This window comes from uncultured Sphingomonas sp., assembly GCF_913777625.1.
Classification (GTDB): Bacteria; Pseudomonadota; Alphaproteobacteria; order Sphingomonadales; family Sphingomonadaceae; genus Sphingomonas.
Map to the genome: position 1 here is coordinate 1 of NZ_CAJYTI010000006.1, position 15936 is coordinate 15936.

Genomic DNA, 15936 nt, shown 5'->3' on the forward strand with positions numbered 1-15936 from the left:
CGTAGATCGCATCCTCGACCTCCTCCAGACCGCCGGGCGTGCGTGCGGTCAGGATGATGTGCGCGCCCTCCGCCGCCAGCGCGACGGCGGTGGCGGCACCGATCCCCCGGCTGGCGCCCGTGACGAGCGCCAGCTGCCCCTTCAACCGGTCGCTCATCCGACCCGTTCGGCCAGAACCGCGAACTGATCGACCGACGTCGTCTCGTCCTGATCGGTCAGCGGCGTCGGATATTCCCCGGTGAAGCAGGCGTCGCAATATTTCGGACGAACGGCGGTCCGGTTGGCTTCGCCCAATGCCCGGTACAAACCGTCGATCGAGATGAAGGCGAGGCTGTCGGCCTGGATATAGTCGGTCATGCCGCCCAGGTCGTACTTCGCCGCCAGCAGCTTCGCGCGTTCGGGCGTGTCGACGCCGTAGAAGCACGAATGGCGCGTCGGCGGCGATGCGATGCGCATATGGACCTCCGCCGCGCCGGCATCGCGCATCATCTGCACGATTTTCAGCGACGTCGTGCCGCGCACGATCGAATCATCGACCAGCACGATGCGCTTGCCCTCGATCAGCTTGCGGTTGGCGTTGTGCTTCAGCTTCACGCCCAGATGGCGGACCTTGTCGCCCGGCTGGATGAAGGTGCGGCCGACATAGTGCGAGCGGATGATGCCGAGCTCGAACGGAATGCCCGACTGCTGGGCATAGCCGATCGCCGCCGGCACACCCGAATCGGGGACGGGCACGACGAGGTCGGCGTCGACCGGCGATTCGATCGCCAGCTGCGCGCCGATCGCCTTGCGGACCGAATAGACCGAGCGGCTGTCGCTGATCGAATCGGGCCGCGAGAAATAGACATATTCGAAGATGCACGGCCGCGGCGCCTGGGGCGCGAACGGCTTGTGGCTGCTCATCTCGCCATTGGCCTTGACGATCACGAGCTCGCCCGGCTCGACGTCGCGGATATATTGCGCGTCGCACACGTCGAGCGCGACGGTCTCCGAAGCGAAGACGATCGACTCGCCCTGGCGACCCATCACCAGCGGACGGATGCCGAGCGGATCGCGGCAGGCGATCATCCCCTCGGGTGTCATCACGATCAGCGAATAGGCGCCCTCGACCTGCTTCAGCGCATCGATGAACCGGTCGATCAGCGTGCGGTACTGCGACGTGGCAACGAGGTGGATGATCACCTCGGTATCCGAGGTCGACTGGAAGATCGCGCCGCGGCGGACGAGATCGCGCCGCAGCCGCATCGCGTTCGAGATGTTCCCGTTATGCGCGATGGCAAAGCCGCCGCTGGCCAGCTCGGCATAGAGCGGCTGGACGTTGCGGATCGCCGAACCGCCGGTCGTCGCGTAGCGGACATGGCCGCAGGCAGCGAGGCCGGGGAGCGAGCGGATCACGTCGTCGCGATCGAAATTGCCGGCGACATGCCCCATCGCGCGATGCGTGTGGAACTGATTGCCGTCCCAGCTGGTTATGCCCGCCGCCTCCTGGCCGCGGTGCTGGAGCGCGTGCAGTCCCAGCGCGACCATCGCGGCCGCGCCTTCGCTGTTGGAAACGCCGAATACGCCGCACTCTTCGCGCAGCTTGTCGTCATCGAACGGGTGTGTGGTAAGCATTGGCCCTCGGGGGGGAACGGGGACGATGGGCGGGCATATAAGCGCTTCGTCCCGCTTTGTCTCCGGTCTGTAACAGGGAAAAGGACCGTTTACCCTTTTTGCAGGTTAACCCCCTGAGAAAGGAGAGCGATCATGGCCAAGGATCACGGCACCCAGATCAAGAACGACGACCTTTACGAGAAGCTTCGCGACGAGGGCGCCTCGAAGGAGAAGGCGGCGCGGATCGCCAATGCGCAAGCGAACGGCAGTCTCGATTCGGGCGGCGGCAAGCTGGAGGATCGCAGCAAGGCCGCACTGTACGACGAGGCCCGGGAGATCGGCATCGAGGGGCGGTCCAAGATGGACAAGGATGCGCTGGTGAAGGCGATCCGGAAGCACTGAGCCTCACTCACATTGGTGCGCGTCCGTCATCAGTTCGGACAGCGCGCTTCGGGCCATCGTCGCGGCAGCGGCGGGCGTGCGGCCCAGGAAGCGGCTGTAATAGTCCGTGAGCTCGCGCTCGACGCCGGTGACGGAGGCTCGGGTAACGCCTTTGCGCGCGGGAAGCGCCTTGGCCTTTGCCGAGGGCGTGCGCCCGAGTCTCGCCTGGTCGATATCTGTCGCAAAGCCGCGATAGATCGCGAAGCGGATCGTTCCCTCGCATTGGGGCCAGCCGCGATAGAGCTTGGTCTGCAGCGCTTCCAGCAGCGGCAGCGGCGGTAGCGTTGCCTGGCAATCATTGCCGAAGACGAAATTGTCCATCGTCGACCCGAATACCGGGCCTGTCGCCGAGAGCAGCGCCGGGTGGCGGACGATCGCCGCACAGGGCAGATCGCGGGGCAGGTCGGTGGGCGTGGCCTGGTCCAGATATGGGCCGAGGATCTGCAGCAACGCGGCGAAATGGCGATCCGAGCGGAAGATGTCGTCGATGGTCTTCACCGACACGCCATCCGCCCCGGCGTCCTGCAGGATCGATCTGCCGTACGACTGGTCGGCATCCGTCAGCAGCCGGGTGAGATAGGGCCGCAGCAGCGTCGTGATCCGGCGGCGACTCTGCGCGCGCTCGGGTGCAGACCAAGCGGCATCGGCCGGTGCTTCCGACCAGAGCTGCACGGCCTCGAGGATCGGCGCGAAGGCCGGGTCGTTGCGGCGCAGGACGGGCAGCGCGGTCGCAGGTGCCGTGGTCAGGACCGCGATCGCCAGCGCCTGGGTCCGGGCGACATAGCGGTCCTCGAGGCACGCGCGCAGCGGCGGCGTGCAGGCGCGCATGGCTTGCAGCGCCATACGCTGGGCCGCGAGCTGGTTCGAGGGGCCGGTGCCGGAGGCGCTTGTCTTGGCGAGGCTGTACAGCTGCGCCATCTCACGATCGAGGGCGCCGAGCTTCGGATCGCCACAGATCGTCTTTTCCATCGCGGACGTCGCTGCCGAACAGGCAAAACTGGGGCCGGTGGTGCCCTGCGGCGCGGTGGGGACGACAGCCGCCGCCAGGGCGAGCGGAGCCAGAGCAAACAGGATCACCATCATCTCCCTTCGAACGCGCGACGCACGACGCTGTAAACCGCTCCATGGCGACGTGCGAGGGGTGACGCTAGGCCGGAACGCCGCTACAGCGTGCCCGTGACCGACATTCGCGAAACGGGCGCCGCGCTCGACCCGAAATATGACGCCAACGGCCTGATCACCGCCGTCGCCACCCACGCCGCCACCGGCGAGGTGCTGATGCTCGCCCATATGAACGCCGAGGCGCTGGCGGTGACGCTGGAGACGGGCAGGGCCACCTTCTGGTCGCGCAGCCGCGGTCGGCTGTGGACCAAGGGCGAGACCTCCGGCCACTTCCTCCACGTCGTCGAGGCGCGGATCGATTGCGACCAGGACGCGCTGTGGCTGCGTGTCGAGCCGCACGGCCCCGCCTGCCACACCGGCGCGCCGAGTTGCTTCTACCGCCGGATCGAGAACGGAGCGCTGGTGCGCGACGCATGAGGCGCGCGGGGCTGGCGCTGCTACCGATCCTGGCGAGCTGTGGCGCGCCATCGCCGGCGCCGTCGCCGAACGCCTCGGTCGACCTGGAAACCGCCGCGATCCAGCGGGGCCTGGTACGCGATCCCCGCGACACCGCCATTGCCGGCGCCTATGCGCGCGGACCGGACCGGTTGTGCATCGTGCCGTCGGGGCAGACGCACCGGATCGGCATCGTGATCGACTATGGCGAGGGCAATGGATGCCGCGCCAAGGGCACGGTCCGGCGCGCGGGAGAGGGGCTGGCCCTGGCGCTCGGCCAGGACGAGGCGTGTCGCTTCACCGCCCGCTATGACGGCGACCATCTCGCGCTGCCGGGTGCCTTGTCGGCCGCCTGCCAGCGGCTCTGCACGGGTCGGGCGGCGCTGGCGGGCGCGCAGTTCGTCCGGCTGGGCGAGTCGGTCGCGGAGGCTCGTGCGATGCGCGATCCCGAGGGCCATCTGCCCTGCGGCGAGTAGGCGCGTAGACGAACCTGTGATAGCTTTTCCCAAGGGCGGCCGCGATCGCCGGTTTGGGAGAGTGAAGATGCGGGTGCTGCTCCTCGCCATCGCCTTCAGCCTGTTTTCCATCGCGCCGGCCGCTGCCCAGATCTGGGGCGGCCCGGTGCCCGCGAGCGCCGGCGGCAGCGTTGCCGAACGGGGCATCCGTATCGCTCCGCAGCCTCGAAGCGCGCGGAGCGAAATCCGCGCCGGCGAGGTCGGCGGCGAGATCACCCGCCAGGAAGCACGGCAACTCCGACGCGCTGACGACGGAAACCTTGCGCTGGCCGATCGCCTCGCGAGGAACGGGCTCAGCGACGCCGCTGCGGCCGAGCTCAACACCCGTGCCATCCTGCTGCACGAGGACATCGTGCGGGCACGATCAAACGGTGGATCGCGGCCCCGGAAATAGCGCACCCCGCTTGACGTTCACGTAAAGGGAAACTATAAAAGCAGCATGACCGCTGCTGCCGCTCCGATCGAGGCCCTGGCGCCGATCGAACCGCGTCCCGATCGCGACGCCTTCTCCATTTCCGATTTGTGCGCCGAGTTCGGCGTGACCCCCCGCGCGCTTCGTTTCTACGAGGACGAGGGGCTGATCGCACCCGAGCGGCGCGGCACCCAGCGGATCTACACGCACCGCGATCGCGCCCGGCTCGCCTGGATCCTGCGCGGCAAGCGCGTCGGCTTCAGCCTCGCCGACATCAAGGAGATGATCGATCTCTACGATCTCGGCGACAATCGCCGGCTGCAGCGCCAGGTGACGCTGGAGCGGTGCATGGACCGCATCGCCCATCTCGAAGCGCAGAAGCGCGACATCGACGCGCACATCGCCGAGCTCGCGCAGTTCGTCGACCTGATCAAAAGCAAAGACAACGAGCACTGAGGAACCTGAAATGCCGCAGTTTACCCCGCCTGTGCGCGACACGCGCTTCGTTCTCGATCGGATCATCGGGCTCGATCGCTACACCAACCTGCCGCACTTCCAGGCGGCCACTCCCGACGTGGTCGATGCGGTGCTGGAGGAAGGCGGCAAGTTCGTCGCCGAGGTCCTGTTCCCGATCAACCATAGCGGCGACCAGCAGGGCTGCACCCGCCACCCCGACGGCAGCGTGACGACGCCGGAAGGGTTCAAGGAAGCGTACAAGCAGTTCGTCGAGAGCGGCTGGGGCACGCTGAGTGCACCGGTGGAATATGGCGGCCAGGCGATGCCGCACGTCGTGGCGACTGCGTATGAGGAATATATGATCGCCGCGAACATGGCCTTCGCCATGTATCCGGGCCTGACCCACGGCGCGATCGCGGCGCTGCTGGTCAAGGGTTCGGAGGAGCAGAAGGCCAAGTACGTGCCCAAGATGGTCTCGGGCGAATGGGGCGGCACGATGAACCTGACCGAGCCGCAGTGCGGCACGGACCTGGGCCTGATCAAGACCAAGGCCGAGCCCAATGCCGACGGCTCCTACAGCATCACCGGCACCAAGATCTTCATCTCGTCGGGCGAGCATGACCTGACCAGCAACATCATCCACCTGGTGCTCGCCAAGACGCCCGGCGCGCCGGACAGCACCAAGGGCATCTCGCTCTTCGTGGTGCCGAAGTTCATCGTCAACGACGATGGCTCGCTGGGCGAACGCAATGCGGTGTCGTGCGGCTCGATCGAGCACAAGATGGGCATCCACGCCAACTCGACCTGCGTGATGAACTATGACGGCGCCAAGGGCTGGCTGGTCGGCGAGGAGATGAAGGGCCTCGCGGCGATGTTCATCATGATGAACGCCGCGCGTCTGGGCGTCGGCCTGCAGGGCCTCGGCATCGCCGAAGTCGCGATGCAGAACGCGGTGCAATATGCCGGCGACCGCCGCCAGGGGCGTGCGCTGACCGGTCCGAAGGAGCCGGCGGAAAAGGCCGACACGCTGTTCGTCCATCCCGACGTCCGCCGCATGCTGATGGAAGCCAAGGCGCAGATCGAGGGCCTGCGCGCGCTGTGCCTGTGGGGCGCGCTCCAGGTCGACATGGAGCATGCCGCCGCCACCGAGGAGGAGCGCCAGCTCGCCGGCGACCTGATCGGGCTGCTGACCCCGGTGATCAAGGGCGTCGGCACCGATATCGGCTACAAGGTCGCGACCGATTGCCAGCAGGTTTATGGCGGCCATGGCTACATCGCCGAATGGGGCATGGAGCAGTATGTCCGCGATGCCCGCATCGCGATGATCTACGAAGGCACCAACGGCGTGCAGGCGATGGACCTGGTCGGCCGCAAGCTGGCGCTGAACGGCGGCCGCGCGGTGCAGGCCTTCTTCCGCGTCGTCGGCGAGGAAGTCGCGGCGGCCAAGGGTGACGCGAAGCTCGCCGGGTTCGCCGAGGCGCTGGAGAAGGCGCTCGGCCATCTGCAAGGTGCGACCATGTGGCTGGCACAGAACGGGTTCAAGAACCCGAACGAAGTCGGCGCGGGCGCCTATCCGTACATGCAGCTGACCGGGCTGGTCGCGCTCGGCCTGATGTGGCTGCGCATGGCCAAGGCCGCTGCCGAGGCGCTGGCCCAGGGTGCCGAGGACGTCGCCTTCCTAGAGGCCAAGCTGGTCACCGCGCGCTTCTACGCCGAGCGGTTCCTTCCCGATGCGAGCGGCCTGCGCCGCAAGATCGAGGCGGGCAGCGAGGCCGTGATGGCGCTCGATCCGGAGATGTTCAAGGCAGCCTAATCGCTGCCGGGCGTTGACGAGGCCGGTGTCGCGGGAGCCGCGGCGCCGGCCTTGTTCTGTGCGGGCGCCTTGCGGCGAACGCCGTCGAGGGGGGCGGGGTCCGTTGCCGTTGCCGGTGCCGGTGTGGGCGTTGCCGCCGGTACCGGCTGCGGCTGGCGGCGCATGCACTGAGCAGGACTCGGGCGGCGGAACTGCTCGCAGTTCCACAGCGCCTTCACATACTGGACCTTCTCGTCGCGCAGATAGCTGAACGACATGGCCGCCGCCTGATCGCCGGTGGGCGGCAGGCGGGCGGGCTTCTTCGACGAGTCCAGCCAGGCCATGAACTTGCAATAGGGCCGATTGCCGCAGGTGCGCAGCGCCAGCGCCGGGTAGAGATCCGGCACCATGTCGTCCGGCAGCGTCACCAGGAACACGTTCTGGTCGCCCGCCACGGCAGCCGGCACCGCGCTCGCCGGGATCGCGCCGGCGGCCTTGTTGACGTCGAACAGCAGCCCGGTGGCGCCGGGATCGCCGGCCGGGCCCGCCGCCTCCGTCGCCCCACCCAGATGCGCGGGGGAGAGCTTGGCAAGCTGGGGAATGTTCGGCTCGTCGGCGACATAGCCGCGGTTGAAGGCGGGGGGCGTGCCCCACCAGCCGGCCCAGCGGAAGAACAAATGGGTGTGCAGCGCCGTGATCTTGTCCAGGCTCGCGCTCCAGTACGGCACCACCCAGTCGGTGTGGTAATGCGTGGCGTGGCCGACCGGGCGGAACACCGCGCCGTGCAGCGCCATCTTCGCGATCTCGCGGGCGCGTGCCCAAGCCACCGGCGTGGGGGACCAGCGGGCGAGCGCGCCGTCGCAGCTGAAGGTGAACTGGCAGCCGGTGCTGCGCTCCGACCCCTGGAACACCACGCCGCACACCGTCTTGGGGAAGGCCGGGTGGCGGACGCGGTTGAGGATCACCTGCGCCACCGCCCGTTCGCCCAGCGCGTCGTCGCCCGCCTCATAAATCTCGGCGGCGGCGAGACAGTCGAGCGCCCGCGCCTGGCTGTCCGCGGCGCCGACGAGGTGGAAGGGGCGGGCGGCCGGATTCGGATCGGTCGAAAAGGGGATGGAGGCGTTGAATGCCCGCGCGTCGTCGGGCGAGAGGTCGGCGATCGCGACCGGCTCGACCGGCGGCAATTCCTCCTTCGGCACCACCCGCTTGGGCAGCGCGACCGGCGGCACGCGGTGCGGTCGGTGCACGATCTTGGGCGCGTTGAGCACGAGCAACGCCGGCACCACCAGCGCGGCAAGCGCGAGGAGGCCGAGGACCAGCCGAAGCCAGACGGGGACGGGAGCGGAGGTAAGGCGTGGCGTCACAGGCGGTTATGGCGATCTCGATGGTGGGCGGCCGCCTGTATCCGAAAGCGCCGGGCATGGGAACTGCGCGCGCCCCGCCGCCTTGGAACGGAACCGATATGGGTGCGGAACCGTAGTGCAGGCGGGCACCTCCTCTCTGCGCAGCAACGAAGGCATTTTCCGGCATGCATCAACCCGCGCTCGTCATCGCGCTGATCGGGGCGCTCGGCATCGGCGCGCAGTGGGTCGCGTGGCGCACCGGCTGGCCGGCGATCGCGCTGATGCTCGTTGCCGGCGTGCTGGCAGGTCCCGTAGCGGGCGTTATCGCGCCGCATGCCGTGTTCGGCAGCCTGCTGGAGCCGATCGTCTCGATCGCGGTCGCGCTGATCCTGTTCGAAGGCGGCCTCAGCCTCAACTTCCGCGAGCTGCGCCGGACCGACGGCGCGGTCACCCGACTGGTGCTGCTCGGTGTGCCGATCGGCTGGGGGCTGGGGACGCTGGCGCTCTATTACGCCGCGGGGCTGGTCTGGCCGGTGGCGACGCTGTTCGCCGGAATCCTCGTCGTTACCGGCCCGACCGTGGTGCTCCCGTTGCTCCGCCAGAGCAACGTCGCGCAGCGGCCGCGGGCGATCCTCAAATGGGAAGCCATCGTCAACGATCCGATCGGCGCGCTGTGCGGGCTGGTGACCTATGAATATCTCCGCCGTGCCGGGGATGGCGGCACGTTGCTCAGTGTGCTGGGCTCGTTGCTGGCGGCGAGCATCGTCGCCGGGCTGATCGGCTTCGTGGTCGCCAAGGCGATCGGCTGGGCGTTCCAGCGCGGGCATGTGCCCGAATATCTGAAGGCGCCGGTGCTGCTGGTCGCCGTCATCGGCGTGTTCGTCGGATCGAACCTGATCCAGCAGGAGACCGGGCTGATCACCGTGACCGTGATGGGCGTGGCGCTCGCCAACATGCGGCTGGACTCGCTGCGCGACATCCATCCGTTCAAGGAGAATGTCACCGTCCTGCTGATCTCGGGCGTGTTCGTGCTGCTCTCGGCCTCGCTCGACTTCGAGGTGCTGCGCCATTTCGAGTGGCGTTTCCTCGCCTTCCTCGCCGCGCTCCTCTTCCTGGTGCGGCCGATCACCGTGCTGCTGAGCCTTGCCTTTACCAAGGTGCCGTGGAACGAGCGGCTGCTGGTCGCCTGGATCGCCCCGCGCGGCATCGTCGCGGTGGCGATCTCGGGGCTATTCGCACTGCGGCTCGACAAGCTCGGCTATAGCGACGGCTCGATCCTGGTGACCCTGTCCTTCGCCGTGGTCGTCGCGACGATCGTTGCGCACGGCTTCTCGATCGGTCCGGTGGCGCGCCTGCTCAAGGTGACCGGCGCCACCGAGCGCGGCCTGCTGATCGTCGGCGGCACGCCGTGGAGTCTCGCGCTCGCCGACCAGCTCCGCCAGCTCGAGGTGCCCGTCACGATCTGCGACACCAGCTGGCAGCGGCTGCGGCCGGCGCGGTCGGCGGGCATCGCCACCTATCATGGCGAGATCCTCGCCGAGGCGACCGAGGACCGGCTGGACATGTCGCAATTCCAGGTGCTCGCCGCCACCAGCGACAACGAGGCGTACAACGCGCTGGTCTGCAACGAATTCGCGCATGAGATGGGGCGCGACAATGTCTACCAGCTGGGCAGCGGCGGCGATGACGAGGATGCGCGGGCGCTGCCGGAGTCGCTCCGTGGCCGCGCGCTGTTCACCAGCGGCCACGGCGTCGACGAAATCGTCGAGCGCGACCATGCCGGCTGGGGGTTCCGCAAGACCCGGCTGACCGAGCAGTTCGATTTCGACGCCGCCAAGGCCGACCTGCCCGACGCGGCCGACATGCTGCTGCTGGTGCGCAAGGGCGGGCTGCTCCGCTTCTTCTCGCACGCCAGCCGCCCGACGCCGCAGCCCGGCGACACCATCATCTCGTACGTGCCCCCCGTGCCGGCGGCGCGACGGCTTCAGGAGGAGGTTGCATGAGCAGATGGGTGACGGTCGCCCTCGTTGCGGCGCTGGCGGGCTGCAATGCGCAGGAGCCGGTCCGCGACAATGCCGCGGCCGAGAACAAGAGCATCCTTGCCGAGGACGACGGCCTCGCGAACAACAGCGCGGCCGAGGCGCCCAAGTCGATCCTGCGGCCGGATGTCGTGCCGGACCAGCCCGAAAGGCCCGCGCTGAAGCCACTGGATCTCGTGGTGCCGTTCGGCGCATCGGGTCTCAAGCTGGACGATGCGGGCCGCAAGCTGCTCGACGAGATGCTGGGCAACGCTACCATGGCCGCCGGCGGGCCGATCACGATCGGTGGCCATAGCGACACGCGTGGCGACGACCGCGTCAATCTGCTCTCCTCGCGCAAGCGAGCGGAGGCAGTGCGGGATTATCTGGTGTCAAAGGGCGTGCCGGCCGAACGGATGACGGTGATCGCGTTCGGGGAGACCCGCGCCTTGGTGCCGAATGCCAAGCCGGACGGCAGCGACGATCCGGAAGCGCGGGCGAAGAACCGGCGGGTGGAGGTGCAGGTGGCGCTGCCGCAGCCGGTGCCCGCAGAAGCGCCGGTGGCTACGTCCGATAATGGCGCGGCTCCGGGGTCCGACGCCGACGCGAAATAAGTCCTCTCGCCAACCGTCATCCCAGCGAACGCTGGGATCTCCATCAGAAGCGCGGCGCCGTTGCCGCCCAGCCCCGACGAGACCCCAGCGTCCGCTGGGGTGACGGTGTGGGGCGGGGCCAGCGCGTTCGGGGGCGGGGGCATCCTTGGAAGGGCGCCCCCTTGTCCCCTCAGCTCTCCGGCAGGAAGTCCGGCACGCTCAGATAGCGCTCGCCGGTGTCGTAGTTGAAGCCGAGCACGCGCACGCCCTCGGGCAGGTCGGGCAGCTTCTGGAGGATGCCCGCCAGCGTCGCGCCCGAGGAGATGCCGACCAGCATGCCCTCTTCGGCGGCCGAGCGGCGCGCCATATCCTTGGCGACGGCGGCATCGACCTTGATCACCCCGTCGATCGCATCGGTGTGGAGGTTCTTCGGCACGAAGCCCGCGCCGATGCCCTGGATCGGGTGCGGACCGGGCTGGCCGCCCGAGATGACCGGCGACAGCTCCGGCTCCACCGCATAGACCTTGAGGGCCGGCCATGCCTTCTTGAGCGCTTCCGCCACGCCGGTGATGTGGCCGCCGGTGCCGACGCCGGTGATGATCACGTCGATCGGCGTTTCGCGGAAGTCGTTTAGGATTTCCTGCGCGGTCGTACGCACATGCACGTCGATGTTCGCACTATTTTCGAACTGCTGCGGCATCCAGGCGCCGGGCGTGCTCTCGACGATCTCCAACGCGCGCTCGATCGCGCCCTTCATGCCCTTTTCGCGCGGGGTGAGGTCGAAGGTCGCGCCGTACGCCAGCATCAGCCGCCGGCGCTCCAGCGACATGCTCTCCGGCATCACCAGGATCAGCTTGTAGCCCTTCACCGCCGCGACCATCGCCAGGCCTACGCCGGTGTTGCCGCTGGTCGGCTCGACGATCGTGCCGCCGGGCTTCAGGCTGCCATCCTTCTCGGCCGCCTCGATCATCGCCAGCGCGATGCGGTCCTTGATCGAGCCGCCCGGGTTCGAGCGCTCGGACTTGATCCATACCTCTGCGCCGGGAAACAGCTTCTGCACGCGAACGTGCGGCGTGTTGCCGATCGTCTCGAGGATCGTGTTCGCCTTCATGTCGTCATCTCCTTGGCAGGAACTTCGAGAGTGGCCGGAGGATCGAAGGTTCGAGCCCGCTTGAGTTCCGGGAATAGCTTCGCCCACAGGGCCGTGACAAGGATCGCGCCGATGCCGCCGCCGATCACCGCGGCGACGGGCCCGATCAGCGCGGCGAGGAAGCCGCTTTCGGCTTCGCCCAGCTCGTTCGATCCGGAAATGAACAGGGTGGAGACCGCACCGACCCGGCCGCGCATCTCGTCCGGCGTGTAGAGCTGGATCAGCGACTGGCGGACATAGACCGAGACCATGTCCGCCGCGCCCAGCACGAACAGCGCAGCCAGCGAGATCAGCACGGCGGGGGAGAGATCGGTGCCGACCGCCTTGGGGCCGAGCACCGGCACCAGCAGCGGCGCGGCGGCGCCGAACACCACGGTCGCCAGGCCGAACAGCGCGACCGCGACCAGCATCTTCACGCCCACATTGGTCTTGAGCGGGCGCCACGAGAAGAACAGGGCCGTCACCACCGCACCCAACGCAGGCGCGGCGCGAAGGTGCCCGAGGCCCTCCGATCCCACCTGCAGGATATCGCGTGCATAGACCGGCAGCATCGCCGTCGCGCCGCCGAGCAGCACCGCGAACAGGTCGAGCGAGATCGCACCCAGCACCAACCGGTTGCGGCGGACATAGTGAAGCCCGTCGACCATCTGCGACCATGGGCTGCCGGTGAACTTGCGATTGGCGACCGGCACCGGGCCGATCAGGAACAGCATCAGCAGCGAGACCAGGAACAGCCCGCCCGACACCGCATAGGCGGCCCAGGAGGCGGCGGCGTAGAGATAGCCGCCCATGGCGGGGCCGATCACCGTGCCGGTCTGCCAGGCGAGCGAACTCAGCGCAATCGCGGTGGGCAGGATGCCCTTCGGCACCAGGTTCGGCGCCAGTGCCCCCAGCGCCGGGCTCACGAACGCGCGCGCGACGCCGAGCAGCGCGGCGATGCTGAACAGCGCCGGCAGGGTGATGGTGTGCCGCCAGGTCAGCCAGGCGAGCGCCAGGGCGCAGCCCGCTTCCAGCGCCACCGCCGCACGGGCGATCCAGCGCCGGTCGATCCGGTCCGCCACCCAGCCGGCGAACAGCGACAGGAACAAGAGCGGCAGGAACTGCGCCACCCCGATCATGCCGAGCTGGAAGGCCGCTTCCTTGATGCTCATCGTCCGCCGGGCGATGTCATAGACCTGCCAGCCGATCACGATCACCATCGCCATCTGCCCCAGCGTGGCAGCGAGGCGGGCGACGAAATAGGCGCGGAAATTGCCGATGGCGAAGGGATGTTGGGCCATGGCTCCGGCTCTTGGCGCGCCACCGCCGCCTGCGCAATGCCTGCGAAGGTTTGGGGCGCTAAAGCTTTATCCCATCTGGGCGGGCTGGGCCGCGTCTGCCTCCCGCGTACCGGGATTGCGGACCGAGGGGCGCAGGCGGGCGAGGCTACAGATGCCGGCGATCAGCGCAAGCCCTGCCGCGACCAGCGCCGGCGTGCTGCCGCCGCCGACGCCCATCGCCAGCAGGGCCGCGACCAGCGTCGCGCCGGTTGTCTGCCCGACCATGCGGGTGGTCGAGATCAGCCCGCCCGCGGCGGCGGCGCGCTCGACCGGCGCCGAGCCGATGATCAGCCGGGCATTGGGCGAGAGGAACATGCCGAAGCCTGCGCCGGTCAGCGCCATCCGCCAGGCAATGTCGAGATAGCTTGGGTCGTGTGGCAGGAAGGCAAGGGCGATCAGGCCCGCAATGGCGACGACCATCCCGATCCCGCCCAGCGCGCCCGCGGGGTAGCGGTCCGACAGCGAACCGGCCAGCGGCGCGACGAACATCGTCGTCAACGGCCAGGGGGCGATCACCGCGCCCACTTCGGACGGCGCAAAGCCATAGCCGTGCTGGAGGCGGAACGGCAGCGCGAGCAGCAGCGTCATCGTCGCGACGAACGCCGTGAACGCGCCGATCGTGGACAGCGCCAGCACCGGGCGGGCGAGCAGGTCGACCGGCAAGATGGGTTCGGCCTCGCCCTGTTCGCGGCGGACGAAGATCACGCCGATGGCCACGCCGGCCAGCACCACCGCCGCGGACACCACCGGGCTGTCGCCGTGCACCGCGCTTTCGAGTCCGCCGATCACCAGCCCGAACATCGCCGCGCAAAGCACCGCGCCGAGGACGTCGAACGGCGCCTTCGAGCGGGGCAGGTCCGGCAGCGAGCGGCCGAGCAGCAGGCTCGCAATGGCAAAGGGCACGGCAGAGGCGAACACCCAGGGCCAGGGGCCGACCGCCAGCACCAGCCCGCCCAGCGTCGGGGCGATCGCCGACGAGACCGACACCACGACCGAATTGACGCCGAGGCCGCGGCCGAGCTGCTTTGCCGGATAGATCTGCCGTACCAGCGCCGAGGATACGCTGAGCGCCGCCGCCGCGCCCGCCGCCTGCGCCGCGCGCACGATCAGCAGGAACGGCAGGCTCTTGGCGAAGAAACAGAGAATGGTCGCGACCGTGAAGACGATCTGCCCGACCTGGTAGAGCCGCTTGAGCCCAATGCGGTTTCCCAGCCCCGAAAAGGGCAGCAGCAGCATCACCAGGACCAGCTGGTACACCGTGACCACGGCAACCGCGGCGGAAGAGTCGACATGGAGATCGCGCGCGATGGTGGGCAGCGCCACGGTGGCGATCGCACCGTCGATCACCACCAATGCGGTCCCGAAGGAAACGGCGGCGATGGCGGTTATGCGGCGGGGCAGGGGGAGACCGTCGGTTTGCATCGCCGCTCTAGTGCATCAACGCGCCCCGGGTTCCCAGTCCGGAACCACCAACACCCGCCCAAGGTTTAGTGATGACGTGAAACAACCTGTTCAGGAGGCGTGCGTGGGTAAGGGTATCTTGTTGTGGCTGCTGGGAATTCCGATTCCCGTCATCATCCTGCTGCTGATCTTCTGGCACTGACGCGAAACGGGCCCGCAGCGCAGGTCGCGGGCCCGATCGATCGCCGTCAGCGCCGACTCGGCACCAGCGCGATCCGCGCGGCAGCCGCTGGCAGGTGGAGATGCAGCCGGTCCTTCACCGCCAGCTTGTGCTTCTTCAGCTGGGTCAGGCGGAAGGCATCGGGCATCACTCGGCGCACTTCGCGGCGGATCTCGCGCTCCAGCATCCGGTGGGTGGCGATCAGGCGTTCAACAATCGTCATCGTCATGGCTCCAAATCGATGAAAGTGCATCGATCGAGCGGCTCGACGGGGAAGGGTGGGGTTGGGTACCGCCGATCCTGCACCGAGCATGCTCGATGCGGTCCGACATCACGGGGCTTCGATGGAAGCCGCCGCCAGAGGGGCCCGGTCCCGCACTACCAACATAGGAAGATCCCGGAGGAGGACAAGGGGCCTCGCGCAAGGCGAGGCCCCGACTGCCTCAGCGGCAGCGCACGTCCTGGTTGTTCATCTGGTTGTTCTTGTCGATCGAGTTGCCGATCGCGCCGCCGGCGATCGCGCCAAGCAGCGTGCCGACCGTGCTCGAGTGACGGCTCGAGATGACGTTGCCGAACAGGCCACCGGCTGCCGCACCGACGATCAGGCCCGTCGTGCCGTCCGGACGCTTGCAGTAATAGCGGCCGTCATCGCCGCGATAGATGCGGTCGTTGCTGCTGAGCACGCGCTCGCTGTCGCCGGGGCGATAATAGCGCGAGGGTTCCCAGCTTCCCTCATCGCGGATCTCGACGCGCGGGGGCGGCGGCGGGGCGTGGGCGAGCCAGTCGCTGTAATTAGCGTAGCGCTCCGATGCCTGCTGGAACAGGCGATATTCCCGATCGAAGCGATCGCGCGCGGCCTCGAAGCGGGCGCGCTCCTGGTCCGGCGAGGAATATTGCTGCGCCGAAGCCGGCGCGGCGACCGACAGCCCGGCAACCGCAAGGGCTGCGAGGGCGAGGACGTGCTTCATGCTCATCTCCTTCATGCATCTGCCGGCGCGATGGCCGGGAACGGTCGCTTCCTTCCATACTTGCGCGTGAAGCGCGGCTGAACGAAGCTGCGGGCGAAACAATGCTGGGAGAGGAACGCTCCATGGGCTATGCGCTTTGCCCTTGCTGCTCTGCAGCA

At 68.3% G+C, this 15936-nt stretch carries 17 protein-coding genes; 8 read left to right on the forward strand and 9 right to left on the reverse strand.

Annotation, left to right across the window (positions count from 1 at the left end; all coding sequences use genetic code 11):
• Positions 1–157, reverse strand: a 157-nt coding sequence (locus tag QZ814_RS02850) for an SDR family NAD(P)-dependent oxidoreductase (protein WP_294329690.1), incomplete at its 3' end; no start/stop codon positions are given.
• Positions 154–1614, reverse strand: a complete 1461-nt coding sequence (gene purF / locus QZ814_RS02855; RefSeq protein WP_294329578.1) for an amidophosphoribosyltransferase — start codon at positions 1612–1614, stop codon at positions 154–156. The genes QZ814_RS02850 and purF, both read right to left, overlap by 4 nt.
• A gap of 132 nt (positions 1615–1746) precedes the next feature.
• Here purF and QZ814_RS02860 point away from each other — a divergent pair, with 132 nt between their 5' ends.
• Positions 1747–1995, forward strand: a complete 249-nt coding sequence (locus tag QZ814_RS02860) for a Rho termination factor (RefSeq protein WP_294329579.1) — start codon at positions 1747–1749, stop codon at positions 1993–1995.
• A gap of 3 nt (positions 1996–1998) precedes the next feature.
• Here QZ814_RS02860 and QZ814_RS02865 read toward each other — a convergent pair whose 3' ends face one another.
• Positions 1999–3111, reverse strand: coding sequence for a hypothetical protein (locus tag QZ814_RS02865; RefSeq protein ID WP_294329580.1), 1113 nt, complete (start codon positions 3109–3111; stop codon positions 1999–2001).
• A 99-nt stretch (positions 3112–3210) separates the two neighbouring features.
• On the opposite strand from QZ814_RS02865, the gene hisI reads away from it, so the two are divergent.
• The 5 genes from hisI (at position 3211) to QZ814_RS02890 (ending at position 6787) form a co-directional block, all read left to right on the forward strand.
• On the forward strand, positions 3211–3573 hold the full coding sequence (gene hisI / locus QZ814_RS02870; protein WP_294329581.1) for a phosphoribosyl-AMP cyclohydrolase: 363 nt from the start codon (positions 3211–3213) through the stop codon (positions 3571–3573).
• Entirely contained in the window at positions 3570–4067 is a 498-nt protein-coding gene (locus QZ814_RS02875) for a hypothetical protein (protein WP_294329582.1), read from the forward strand. Before hisI ends, QZ814_RS02875 begins: the two co-directional genes overlap by 4 nt.
• 67 nt (positions 4068–4134) lie before the next feature.
• On the forward strand, positions 4135–4500 hold the full coding sequence (locus tag QZ814_RS02880; RefSeq protein ID WP_294329583.1) for a hypothetical protein: 366 nt from the start codon (positions 4135–4137) through the stop codon (positions 4498–4500).
• Between the two features lie 45 nt (positions 4501–4545).
• Positions 4546–4974 carry a MerR family DNA-binding transcriptional regulator gene (locus QZ814_RS02885; protein WP_294329584.1) on the forward strand — a complete coding sequence of 143 codons (429 nt, stop codon included), beginning with the start codon at positions 4546–4548 and terminating at the stop codon, positions 4972–4974.
• A 10-nt stretch (positions 4975–4984) separates the two neighbouring features.
• On the forward strand, positions 4985–6787 hold the full coding sequence (locus tag QZ814_RS02890) for an acyl-CoA dehydrogenase C-terminal domain-containing protein (RefSeq protein ID WP_294329585.1): 1803 nt from the start codon (positions 4985–4987) through the stop codon (positions 6785–6787).
• Here QZ814_RS02890 and QZ814_RS02895 read toward each other — a convergent pair.
• Positions 6784–8130 carry a cell wall hydrolase gene (locus QZ814_RS02895; protein WP_294329586.1) on the reverse strand — a complete coding sequence of 449 codons (1347 nt, stop codon included), beginning with the start codon at positions 8128–8130 and terminating at the stop codon, positions 6784–6786. The genes QZ814_RS02890 and QZ814_RS02895 overlap by 4 nt on opposite strands.
• 164 nt (positions 8131–8294) lie before the next feature.
• Between QZ814_RS02895 and QZ814_RS02900 the strand changes: the two genes are divergently transcribed.
• Entirely contained in the window at positions 8295–10112 is a 1818-nt protein-coding gene (locus QZ814_RS02900) for a sodium:proton antiporter (RefSeq protein WP_294329587.1), read from the forward strand.
• Positions 10109–10741, forward strand: a complete 633-nt coding sequence (locus QZ814_RS02905; RefSeq protein WP_294329589.1) for an OmpA family protein — start codon at positions 10109–10111, stop codon at positions 10739–10741. The genes QZ814_RS02900 and QZ814_RS02905 overlap by 4 nt, the downstream gene beginning before the upstream one ends.
• 169 nt (positions 10742–10910) lie before the next feature.
• On the opposite strand, the gene cysK is transcribed toward QZ814_RS02905, so the two are convergent.
• From cysK to QZ814_RS02930, 5 genes are all read right to left on the reverse strand, one after another.
• On the reverse strand, positions 10911–11831 hold the full coding sequence (cysK, locus tag QZ814_RS02910) for a cysteine synthase A (protein ID WP_294329590.1): 921 nt from the start codon (positions 11829–11831) through the stop codon (positions 10911–10913).
• A complete protein-coding gene (locus QZ814_RS02915; RefSeq protein ID WP_294329592.1) occupies positions 11828–13150 on the reverse strand; it encodes an MFS transporter in 1323 nt (440 codons plus the stop codon). The genes cysK and QZ814_RS02915 overlap by 4 nt, the downstream gene beginning before the upstream one ends.
• Positions 13151–13216: 66 nt before the next feature.
• Positions 13217–14611 carry an MFS transporter gene (locus QZ814_RS02920; RefSeq protein ID WP_294329593.1) on the reverse strand — a complete coding sequence of 465 codons (1395 nt, stop codon included), beginning with the start codon at positions 14609–14611 and terminating at the stop codon, positions 13217–13219.
• Between the two features lie 227 nt (positions 14612–14838).
• Positions 14839–15033, reverse strand: coding sequence for a DUF465 domain-containing protein (locus QZ814_RS02925; protein WP_365898006.1), 195 nt, complete (start codon positions 15031–15033; stop codon positions 14839–14841).
• Between the two features lie 220 nt (positions 15034–15253).
• Positions 15254–15778, reverse strand: a complete 525-nt coding sequence (locus QZ814_RS02930) for a glycine zipper 2TM domain-containing protein (RefSeq protein WP_294329595.1) — start codon at positions 15776–15778, stop codon at positions 15254–15256.
• Between the last annotated feature and the right edge of the window lie 158 nt (positions 15779–15936).